Genomic DNA, 11872 nt, shown 5'->3' with positions numbered 1-11872 from the left:
TAACCAATTCTAAGAAAAAAAGAAAATATTTCTCGACACGGCCGCGTAGAAATATGGACTATGATGTACTGCTAATTTAGAAAAACACATTCTGAAAAAAAAAGCAGACCCCTTAGGGTCTGCTTTTAAAGATCAGCTAAATTATTGCAAACTTTGTGTCAAAGTATAAGTCATAGTCGCACGATAACTGCCGGGTTTAGGATCTTGAGAACCTAATTGCAACCGAACTTGTTTTAATTGCTGAATAATATCAGCCCCACCGGGCAACTTACCGGAAGTGCGTTCTAATAACACTACTGGCGGTTGGTTCGGATAAATATCTTTATTGAAAGTCGTATTGGCTGGTTGATTAAAGGTTTGGTCATTACCATAGTGGATATAAGCATCCGGTAACGTTGCTGTCGGGTCTTGCAGATTGCTAAAAGCCGATAGGTTAGCTGTTAACTGCCAGGTATTTTGTTGATTATAGCCGCGATCTTTTAATTGCAGCACATTTTGTGTAGCATCTTCCGTCGTAGCAGTATTATTGAAAAAGGCATTTTTATAATCTTTAATCAAAAGCTTCGTCCCAAAGTCCAATGGCGGAACACGCAATAATTGCACCCACAAAGCTTGATTGCTATACCAATGTACTGTATTAGAGTTCGTCCCATAATAGGGATACTCTGTATTGCCACTATCAGCACTAAAATGATCTTGCGCTTGGGCACCACCGCTAGGTCCGGGATAAGATAGCGGCATCGGGGCAATTTGTTGTAAATCATACTGTAACGTATATTCACTATTTTGTGGCAAAGGATCAGGTAAAGTTACAGTTAAATTCGTGCCATCAAAAGTGACCGCTGCGGACACCTTTTCTTGCGTTTGAGTAGTTAGCTCAATGGTTCCTTGAGTGGGGCCTAAATAATTAAATTGGCTCGGAATTTGGGTAGTTATTTTGCCTGCATGCAGTGGATCACCAGTATTCTTTAAATGCGTATAGACTGTTACTAGATCACCAGTACCATGTTGCAAATCACTTAAGACGGCTTGGGTCTGATGTTTGTTTTTTTGATTGACTGTAAAGTCCTTGGTGATTTGTGCACCGTAAGGGTAATTGTCCGGCACTACAATGAGCTTTTTCTTGATGACGGCTGAATCTACACTGCCATGGGCTTGAAAGGTCAAGGTGTGTTCTCCCAAAGCAGTATCATGATTTGCTGTAATGAGTCCGGCACTGCCATGAGTAGCATCTATTGCCGTCGGCGCACTGGTATCATTGAGAAATTGCACACTAAAATCATTTTGACCAAATTCATCAGTTCCCACTATTCGCGCAGTTGTCGGCTGAGTAATATCAGCAGCCTTTTGATCATCAATCTGTAAACTAACCTTTGCAGTTTGTTGATTATTAGGCTGGCAATACAAATCATGCCACGTACCACGCCAACTCACTTTTCCCAAATCACTGCGTCTAATGACCAAAGGATTATCTTCATCTAAAGTGAGATACGTTACGGGGACATTACGCATATATAAGGCACCATTTTTAGCAGTCAAGAAACCATCAAAACTCGTGACTCCCTTACGATAAGGCGCATTATAGTTTTGTTTATCTGCATACGGTAATTGAACAATACTATGACTCTTAGTACTTAAAGCCAACGGCGTCTTATCCAGCTTAATTGTTTGGGGTAACGGATGCCTCAACACTTTTGAATACTGCATGGCATTTCGCAACCATAAACCGTATTTATAGCGTTGATCTTCAGGTACATAGTTCCAATACTGAGTTTTATGTTTACTATCATATGCAAAGGAATTTAAACCCATATACTTATAGGTTGTCCCTTCATATTGACCTAGTTGTTTAGTTAAATCCCCAGTGCCATAGAAAGTGACGCCCCCACCATTTTTTTGTATATAATTCCAAGCTTGAGACCACGAATAATATATTGAGCTTGAAAAATAATCATTCATATATTTTAAATATTCCGTAACATCACTGGCAAAGGGTTGGACTAAATGTAGTTCATGCCCTTGACAAAATTGATCTACACCACTGCCTCCCGACCAGTGAAAAGCATAATAAAAGCCTTGATGATCCCGATAACCTGGCGCAGGTTCTCCCTCCGCCAATACATACCAGCCTGTAGCCGTCATGTTTAATTTCAATAAACCCTTCCCTTGAGTGGTAAACGTGGTTTGCGTCTCGTCGTAGCCACTATCTGTCGGTATGCGGCTATGATTATCTACTACTACAGGAGCTTGATCTCCATCTATCCCCGTATACCAGAGGTGAAATTGGGCATCACTGACAGGTACCGTAGAGTCATAATAATCTAGTTTAGCTAATCCCGTAAACTTATCTTGAAAAATTAAGTGCCCCGCTTGAGCAATTAAAAACCCATCCGTAGTTAATGCAGGTTGCTTATAAGCGGGCGTGTCTGGAGCTAAAGATAGTTCAGTGCCATAATTGGACTGCCCACTCGACTTAAACACTGGCTGCAAAGTCGGTGAATAGTCCTTCATCATAGCTACAATCCCGTCCGTGGCATCAATCTTTAACGCATAATAATTGGGATTTTGACTATAGCCTTCCGGTGGACCCTGTTCTTGGATAATATACCAATCTCCACCGGCTACCGGCATCTGGGTAATTCCGTGACTATCTGTTGATTTGCTGACTTTCGGATTAGATTGAGGAGTTTGTTTCCCATCGAGCCCGGAATCAAAAACTTTAAAAGTAGCCCCTGAGAGAGTCTGGTGATTATCATCTTGATCCACTTTTTGAATACCAATAAATTTATCACGAAAGTTGAGCGCCCCATTTTGTCCGGTGAGAAATCCATCCGCAGTAGTCAAGCCTTGATTATAAGCAGGTTGATCTGGTGCCAAATCCAGATACTCCTGGTTCTTAGTGGATAAATCAAGCGGCGTTTCATCCACCTTAATCGCCTGGGGCAATGGGTGCTTCAACACTTTTGAATACTGCATGGCATTTCGCAACCATAAACCGTATTTATAGCGTTGATCTTCAGGTACATAGTTCCAATACTGAGTTTTATGTTTACTATCATATGCAAAGGAATTTAAACCCATATACTTATAGGTTGTCCCTTCATATTGACCTAGTTGTTTAGTTAAATCCCCAGTGCCATAGAAAGTGACGTCCCCACCATTTTTTTGTATATAATTCCACGCTTGAGACCACGAATAATATATTGAGCTCGAAAAATAATCATTCATATATTTTAAATATTCCGTGACATCACTGACAAAGGGCGGCAGGGGGATCTGATCTCCATATTGTTGACTGACACGAAAATATTCAGTAATACCTTTTAGTACCGAAAATTTCACCGCATAGTAACTGCCATTAACCTGATAATCGGTTTCATTATCGGTTTCATTATTCGTCACGTCTTTTTGCTGTAAAATATACCAACCATCACGATTAAAATTACTTAAGTACAATTTCCCGGTTAGCTGATTTACCATATCCCGCTGTTTTTGTAAGGTTACCCCCAAAGTACCATCATTACCATTACCTTCTACTCCAGCAAAAAACACATTATATTGACTGGCCGGCAAAGTTTTCTGAGTGGTTCGGTCTTGAGTCGAGATATTAACCCGCTGCATCTTGCGACTACCCAAAGTTACTAAATCTGAAGTCCACTGCACAGAAGTATCCGCACTGTTACATGAAGTAGTAGTTATTTTTTGTAAAGCGGGCTTTGTTGTACTTAAAGCCAACGGCGTCTGGGTCACATCAATATTTTGGGGCAACGGGTGCTTCAACACTTTTGAATACTGCATGGCATTTCGCAACCATAAACCGTATTTATAACGTTGATCTTCGGGTACATAGTTCCAATACTGAGTTTTATGTTTACTATCATATGCAAAGGAATTTAAACCCATATACTTATAGGTTGTCCCTTCATATTGACCTAGTTGTTTAGTTAAATCCCCAGTGCCATAGAAAGTGACGTCCCCACCATTTTTTTGTATATAATTCCACGCTTGAGACCACGAATAATATATTGAGCTCGAAAAATAATCATTCATATATTTTAAATATTCCGTAACATCACTGGCATACACCGGCAATAAAAATTGTGATCCGCCGCTCATGGCTTGGGTGACTTGATTTTTATCAGCATCATAATAAGCCGCATAGTAATTGGCCATTGTACTATGCGTATACGAACCATCAATATTCAGCACCAGATAAGTCCAGCCACTATTAATTTGATAATTATTCGTTTGGTGTAAAATATACCAGCCGCTCTGCTTTACATTCAAAGTGCCATTCCCATGAGCGTCCACCCGGACCGTGGCCGTGGGAGTAGTATCCGGATTATCCATGCCTTCACCGTCAAAATAGGCCGCAAACTCCGGCGTCACGTCTTGAGTACTAATGCTATCATCGTTAAGTTTTTGGACTAATTCGTGAGTTTGAGTATTTTCAGCGTGTATTTTGATTCCTTGATCGCTATTATTAATGGCTGCCGGCGGGGTATCGGAGCGTTGGGCAATACTGCTATTAAAAGCGTTAGCCGGCGGCGTCGTATTCGTTGAAGCAGTTGCAGTGGATTTCAATTGCGGTTTATGTGCCAACTGTTGAATTACTTTTGCCGTATTTGTAGTGGGCTCAGCAGTAGTGGGCGTTTGGGAAAATGGCTGAGGTTTACGTGTTTGCGATTTAGTTGGTGCATGATATTCTGATTTAACCTGTCTTGCTGGAGCTGGGGTAGCAGAATTTGAAGAGTGTGTGGCAGGTGAACTGGGTTTTGCATGTTCTGGCGAAATTGAGCGCGTTTTGGCAGGAGTGGCAACGGGGTGGCCTAAAACTTTTTCAAGGGACCGTGTTTGAGTTTGGGGTTGATAGTGCGCCAAAAGGCCGCTTAATTTCAAAGTCCCCAGACTAGTTGTTGGTAACGTAGTTTGAGTCTGTCCATAAACCATAGCCAAATAAAAGGGAAATTCTCCTGCTACGGCACGTACTGGAAAGTTTAATTGAACATTTTGCTGCCGTTTTAGTTTCAAGTCGTGGTCTGCTTTAACAGTTACAATCCCGTGTTCGTCATCTTTTGTCAGCTGCAAACCCGCAGGTAATTCTTTACTCAACTGCGTGAGATCTACTGCTAAAACAGGGACTTGTAGAATCCACTTAGTATGCGCAACAATTTTTTGTGCTTGCGGTTGGATTTGGATCGTTACAGCCTGCAAATTTGGAGTTTGTTGAAAAGCCGCTAAATTGGTTGTAATTTGATAACGGTTATCTTGAGCTTGAGGTGATTGGATCACGCCCTGTTGAAAAGTTGCTTGTTTGTTCTTAGCTTTAGCTGGGGTTACCAATTTAGGTCCCGGGGTTGGAGTAGAACCGGTATCCGCCCAAGCCGAGAGTGGTAATTGTCCCACCATTAAGATCAGGGTTAAAATAACCTGAATAATTAATGACCATAACCTTGATTTTTTCATCCTTACTCTTCCTTTGCCATATTGAATTTATAATGATACTTGTCCTTGATTCATGCCTTGACCGTCCGGCCATAGAACCGCAAATTGAAAATGATGAATCAAGTGATTATCACGCACTTGTAAAGTACAGTGATAACTAGTGTGTTCTGGGGCCCGCCAAGCTTGACGCGTCCGCAGTTGAATTAAACCGGAAGGCCAATGATGGCTGATGTGCCAGTGAGCCCCAGTAGTTATAACGTGGCGCACATGGATTACTCGTCCCTTACGAGTTAGCGGAACTAGAAAAATTCGTAAATTATCAGGCACCCGCCCATAATTACCTAAAAAATAAACTTTTATTTTCACCTGTTGTCGTGCTGGGGGTCGGGTGGCGACTACCCATACACTACCGGCTTGCCGAGAAACGGCAACATTTTGATGGGTGCTGGTTTGTAAATGTGCCCGTGGATTCACAATGCCCACTAAATTTTGCTGACTAATATGTCGGCTTTCCCAAATTTGTTGACCGCTCCAAAGTACCAAGCACAAGGCCAGAATTCCGGTTAACCACCACCAATGCCGCGAAATCATACACAGTTGCTGTCGTAACTGCTGATACCACTGAAATAATTTTTTTTGCATCTAAACCCCTTCATTACCACATACATCTGCTTTTCAACTGGATATGCCAATCTCCAAGAAATTTTGGGCAGCCAAATAAGCAGACCAGCTCTAATAATTAAAATTAGCTCTTTCGAAGCTGCCCCGAGAATCCATATTAAAAGTTATTTTTATGTAAATCTTTCTAAATTTAATCGCATATTTAAAAAATCACTCGTTTATTATTTATTTATCACACTAACTTGTTAAAAAGCGCATCAAAAAACAGCGACTAAACAACGTCGCTGCTTCTCCAGAGCTTCAAAGCGGGATTATCAGTAATCGTGATTATTTGAGCAAGCAGGGCATTTAAACGTTCGGTTTTTGCTTGCGGATTACGGCCCCCCCCCCGTAAACGCTTTCAAAACCTTTGACTGCTGATACAGAGCGGGGTAATTGCTATTGATATTTAAATTATATCTTGACTTTTTTGTCATTGTTAATTGTCACCCCTTTATTTATTAGTTATTTCTACAAGATTATTTCAATCGATCTTAATTATAGTCATTGGAGAATCATTTGAAAACCCAAAATCCGGACTTTTTAGTAAAAACAATTTTTAAAGATCAGCAAAAAAGCCCCGATTAACGGGGCTTGAAGATTTTGTAGCATTTTTTAGCCGATGGACCCTTCCATACCAAAACTAATCAAACGATTCAATTCCACTGCATATTCCATAGGTAAGGTCTTGGTAAAAGGTTCAATAAAACCCATAATAATCATTTCCGTTGCTTTGCGTTCCGAAATCCCACGGCTCATCAAGTAGTATAATTTTTCTTCGGAAATTTTAGAAACCCGCGCTTCATGTTCCATGGTCGTATCGGAATTATTAATTTCATTATAGGGAATTGTATCGGAGGAAGATTGATCATCCATAATAATAGTATCGCATTCGACGTGGGCTTTAGAACCCGCGGCATTTTTATTAAAGCGGATTTGGCCCCGGTAATCTGTGGAGCCGCCCGTGCGGGCAATGGACTTGGAAATGATGGAACTGGAGGTATTGGGAGCATTATGAATCATCCGTGCTCCCGAATCCTGATGAATTCCATTTTGTGCTACGGCAATCGATAGCATTGTCCCTTTGGCTCCCGGGCCATTTAAGTAAACACTCGGATATTTCATCGTGACCCGCGAACCTAAATTGCCATCGACCCATTCCATCGTGGCATTCGTGCCGGCCGAAGCCCGTTTGGTCTCCAAACTGTATACATTATCGGACCAATTTTGAATGGTAGTATATCGGCAATATGCATCTTGATTAACAAACACTTCCACCACTGCGGCATGTAAGCTATCCGAAGAATAATTCGGAGCAGTACAGCCTTCAACATAGTCCACACTCGCTCCTTCATCGACAATAATCAACGTCCGCTCAAATTGACCCGAATTTTCAGAATTTAGCCGGAAATACGATTGAATAGGCGTTTTGACTTGCACGCCCCGCGGCACATAAATAAAAGAGCCCCCGGACCAGACGGCACCATTTAATGCCGCAAATTTATTATCATTACGATGTACTAACTTGCCAAACCATTTTTTAAATAATTCCGGGTATTCCCGCAAGGCCGTATCGGTATCCGTGAAAATAATCCCTAATTTTTGAAATTCGGCTCGCATATTATTATAAACCGCTTCCGATTCATACTGGGCTGATGAACCGGCTAAGTATTTTCTTTCTGCTTCCGGAACTCCTAAACGTTCAAAAGTCCGTTTTAACGTTTCCGGGACTTCGGACCAATCACGATACTTTTTATCAGTCATTTTTTGATAATAATACATATTGTCCAAATCCAGCTGGGACAAGTCCGGACCAAAGTGAGGCATGTCTAACTGTTGATAAATTTTAAAACTCTGTAACCGGTAATCTAACATCCATTGCGGTTCATGCTTGGTACGGGAAATTTCTCGAATGACTTGTTCATTCAGCCCCCGTCCGGTCGTAACCTTCGGTTGAATATCGTCATGAAAGCCATACTCATAACTTTGCCGATCCCCCAAAACTTCCGCGACTTTACTCATAATGATCTCCTTATTTGCTTAAAAATTATATCGCGCCAAAATGTTTTGTAGCGCCCACCATGCTAACGTAGCACACTTAATCCTGGTCGGAAATTGCATAATATTGCTTAAAATTTTCGCATCTTGCAGCGTCGCTAAATCGGCGGCAGCCACGGGTTTGCCCAAAGCCATATCCGAAAAACTCTTAGCTGCTTGAGCGGCCACGGCAAGAGTCTGCCCTTGAATGGCATCCGTCATCATACTAGCTGAAGCCTGGCTAATCGTACAACCAGAGCCGGTATATGCGACTTTTTCAATGACTTTTTGCGGTGAAATATCGACTTGAACAGTTAGATCATCACCACAAGTAGTATTTTGCAGATGCGCTTGATCTGTATAATGTGCTAACGCACCTTTATGGTGGGGATGATTGGCGTGATCTAAAATCATTTCTCGATATAATTGACTCAACTCGTTGGATATCACTGTTCAAAAAACTCCTTCGCCATTTTTAAGGCCGCTACGAAGCGGTCAATATCTTCTTTAGTATTATAGATATAAAAACTCGCCCGCACCGTCGCCGTGACATTGAAAAAGCGCATTAAAGGCTGCGCGCAATGATGACCCGCCCGTACTTCGATCCCTTGAAAATCTAAGACCGTGGCGACATCATGAGGATGAATATTGCCTAAGTTCAAAGAAACAATTCCGGTGCGCTGCGTCCAATCCTCGCTACCCAAAAGTTGAACATCGTCTAAGGCCTGCAATTGGGGTAACAAATACTGCATCAGCTTTTGTTCATATTGGGTCACCGCGCGGATCGATAACTGATCAAGATAATCAATCGCCGCCCCCAATCCAATCGCGCCCTCAATGTTCGGGGTGCCGGCTTCTAAGCGACTGGGTAATTCACTAAAAGTACTGTCTTCCCAGTCTACTTCATTAATCATTTCTCCTCCATATTGATAAGGAGTTAAAGCTTGCAGGAGGGCTTCTTTGCCATATAGCACGCCAATGCCGGACGGTCCCAGCATTTTATGTCCCGAAAACACATAAAAGTCAACATCTAAGTCTTGGACATTCACAGCCATGACGGGTACGGCTTGTGAACCATCACCGATCACAATGGCACCTTGTTGATGTGCTAAAGCCGCAATTTGTTTCAAAGGAAAAATAGTCCCTAAAACATTGCTGACCTGCGTACAGGCCACGATTTTGGTCCGGGCGGTGATTTTTTGAGCTGCATCTTGTAAATCCAAATGACCTTGAGCATCCACTTTAATATATTTGAGCTGCGCTCCGCAGGCCTTAGCTAACTGCTGCCACGGTACCAAATTACTATGATGTTCCGCCACTGTGACTACTATTTCATCTTGAGCCTGAATATGGTCTGCTCCATAAGTAGACGCGATGAAATTGACAGCCTCCGTCGCCCCACGCGTAAAAATAATTTCTTGCGGCTTGGCCGCCTTAATCCAATGTTGCACCTTACTGCGGGCTTGTTCATATTGCTCTGTGGCTTGGAGAGATAAAGTGTTGACACTGCGATGAACATTAGCATTCGACTGCTGGTAAAAATCGACAATCCGCTGAATCACTGCTTGCGGTTTTTGAGTGGTGGCGGCATTATCCAGATACACCAGCGGCTGGTGATTAACCTGACGGCTTAAAAGCGGAAAGTCCTTTTTACAATTCTTTAAGCCCTTATTCACGCTGTAACTTCCTCTCCAGAACCGCAATCATCCGCTGCCGCGTAGCCTTCGAGGTCACGGAGCCAATCACGGAACCCAAAAATCCACGAATTACTAACCGTTTGGCTTGCGCATAAGGGATGCCGCGACTGGTCAAATAATATAACTGAGAAGGATCAACAGGTCCGACGCTAGCTGCATGTCCGGCTTCCACATCATTTTCATGGATAAATAAAATCGGATTTGCTTTTCCCACAGCTTGATTGGACATCATCAAAATCTTATTCTTTTGTTCAGCTTGGGAACCATGTGCTCCGTGAATAATATTGCCAATCCCATTAAAAACTAATTGGGAGTCATTTAATAAAACTCCGTGCTGATTAATATTGCTGACAGTATGCGGCGCTTCATTAATCGCCGTGTTATTGATACCCACTTGTTGCTGGCCTTCCGTGACGGCAATGACATTGGAATCGGCCCGACTACCGGGAGCTGCTAACCGCGATTCAATCTGTCCTACCGTATTGCCGGAATTCATTAAACCCACAGACCATTCGATATGGGCATTGTCGGCTAAAAGCGCTTGCTTTCGAAAATAAAAAGTAGTCGCCTCGGCCAATTCATCCAACGCTGCAAACTTAACTTGACTATTAGCACCGGCGAGCACTTCTGTACACAAATTCGCCTGATTCGAGTTGGCTCCCACTGTGGAGAGATGTTCATCGATGGTCACCGCACTATTCTCGGCGACCACAATTAAACAATGACTAATCAGCGGCTGTTTGCGAGTACTATCTTGAATGATCTGAAGTTCGAGCGGCTCGGAAATCACGGTTTGCGGCGGAATATATAAAAAGATCCCTGATGTAAAAAAGGCATTATTATAATTAAGTAATTGATCTGTAGTGATTTGCTCCCAAGCGCGATTAAAATATTGTTCCAACAGCTCCGGATACATCTGAAACGCACTAAAAATATCGGATAAAATGACGCCCTGCTCCTCCAAGTCTGCCGACAAATGGACAGCCGTGGTCGTTTGCCCGAATTGTACTAGTCCTTGATTTTGCTTTAAAACTTGCGTCTGGTCCAAGAGTTGTGGATCCGAATTTTGCCATTGAATCGTCAAAGGATCGAAAAAATCCCAATTGCGAAACTTAAATTGCCGAATTTCCGGTAAAGTGGAGTCCGTCCACAATTGATATGCCTGATTGCGGCGCCGTGCCAAACCTAACGGTTCTGCATGCGCTTGGGTTAATTGTTTCACCATTTCTGGATTTACAGCAAATGTAGTCATTTTATAAAACCTTCCACTTCAATAATCTGCTTATTTGGCGGCAGTTTCTAAATCTTTATACCCTTCTTTTTCTAACTGGGCCGCTAATTCGGGGCCCCCAGTTTGTGAAATTTTACCATCAATCATAATATGCACAGTGTCTGGCACGATATAGTCTAATAACCGCTGGTAATGGGTAATAATTAACGAGCCGAAACCGGAACCGCGCATGGAATTCACTCCGCGGGCCACGATTTTTAACGCATCAATATCTAAGCCGGAATCGATTTCATCTAAAATAGCAAATTCGGGTTTAATCATTAATAATTGTAAAATTTCATTGCGCTTTTTTTCACCGCCGGAAAAGCCTTCATTGAGATAACGCTCAATCATGGCTTGATCCATTTCCAATAAATCCAGATTTTTATTGAGTTCCTGCAAAAAATCCGTAATCGACAACCGCTCATCATCCGGGCGGCGCGCATTAATCGCGGTTCTTAAGAATTCAGCATTAGTGACCCCGCGAATTTCTGCGGGATATTGCATTGCTAAAAAAAGCCCCTTGCGAGCCCGCTCATCGACCGGCATGGACAAAATGCTTTCGCCATTCAGTAAAATGTCTCCTTGGGTTACCTGATACGTGGGATTTCCCATTATGGTTTCTGCCAAGGTTGATTTCCCCGTACCATTCGGGCCCATAATGGCATGAATTTCGCCGGTTTTTAGAACTAAATTAACCCCTTTTAAAATCGGTTTGGCTGATTGTTCTTGATCAGCCTTCACTTCAACGTGTAGATCTCGG

The 11872-nt window shown here is 42.4% G+C and carries 7 protein-coding genes; all 7 read right to left on the bottom strand.

The features are described from left to right. Nucleotides 1-141: 141 nt before the first annotated feature. Nucleotides 142-5466: a prealbumin-like fold domain-containing protein gene (locus JG30_RS00330; protein ID WP_046315180.1), complete on the bottom strand. Its 5325-nt coding sequence runs from the start codon at nucleotides 5464-5466 to the stop codon at nucleotides 142-144. A 27-nt stretch (nucleotides 5467-5493) separates the two neighbouring features. Further along, complete coding sequence (locus JG30_RS00325) at nucleotides 5494-6087, bottom strand: hypothetical protein (protein ID WP_046315177.1); 594 nt, start codon at nucleotides 6085-6087, stop codon at nucleotides 5494-5496. Between the two features lie 633 nt (nucleotides 6088-6720). Then, entirely contained in the window at nucleotides 6721-8127 is a 1407-nt protein-coding gene (gene sufB, locus JG30_RS00320; RefSeq protein WP_046315175.1) for a Fe-S cluster assembly protein SufB, read from the bottom strand. An 18-nt stretch (nucleotides 8128-8145) separates the two neighbouring features. Then, nucleotides 8146-8592 (bottom strand): Fe-S cluster assembly sulfur transfer protein SufU, encoded by a 447-nt coding sequence (gene sufU, locus JG30_RS00315; protein WP_143443864.1) that lies wholly within the window; start codon nucleotides 8590-8592, stop codon nucleotides 8146-8148. After that, the gene (locus JG30_RS00310) at nucleotides 8589-9818 is read right to left on the bottom strand and encodes a cysteine desulfurase (protein ID WP_046315173.1); all 1230 of its coding nucleotides are present in this window, start codon (nucleotides 9816-9818) and stop codon (nucleotides 8589-8591) included. The genes sufU and JG30_RS00310 overlap by 4 nt, the downstream gene beginning before the upstream one ends. After that, complete coding sequence (gene sufD, locus JG30_RS00305; protein WP_046315172.1) at nucleotides 9811-11091, bottom strand: Fe-S cluster assembly protein SufD; 1281 nt, start codon at nucleotides 11089-11091, stop codon at nucleotides 9811-9813. Before sufD ends, JG30_RS00310 begins: the two co-directional genes overlap by 8 nt. A 30-nt stretch (nucleotides 11092-11121) precedes the next feature. After that, nucleotides 11122-11872, bottom strand: a 751-nt coding sequence (gene sufC / locus JG30_RS00300) for a Fe-S cluster assembly ATPase SufC (RefSeq protein ID WP_046315170.1), incomplete at its 5' end; no start/stop codon positions are given.

It is taken from the genome of Bombilactobacillus mellifer, assembly GCF_000970795.1.
GTDB lineage: Bacteria > Bacillota > Bacilli > Lactobacillales > Lactobacillaceae > Bombilactobacillus > Bombilactobacillus mellifer.
The sequence above is the reverse complement of the archived record's forward strand: the minus strand, read 5'-3'. Positions and strand labels throughout refer to the sequence as shown.

Bases quoted from the DNA above. Each gene is read 5' to 3' on its own strand.
- JG30_RS00330 (WP_046315180.1), bottom strand. From the start codon at position 5,466: ATGAAAAAATCAAGGTTATGGTCATTAATTATTCAGGTTATTTTAACC.
- JG30_RS00325 (WP_046315177.1), bottom strand. From the start codon at position 6,087: ATGCAAAAAAAATTATTTCAGTGGTATCAGCAGTTACGACAGCAACTG.
- sufB (WP_046315175.1), bottom strand. From the start codon at position 8,127: ATGAGTAAAGTCGCGGAAGTTTTGGGGGATCGGCAAAGTTATGAGTAT.
- sufD (WP_046315172.1), bottom strand. From the start codon at position 11,091: ATGACTACATTTGCTGTAAATCCAGAAATGGTGAAACAATTAACCCAA.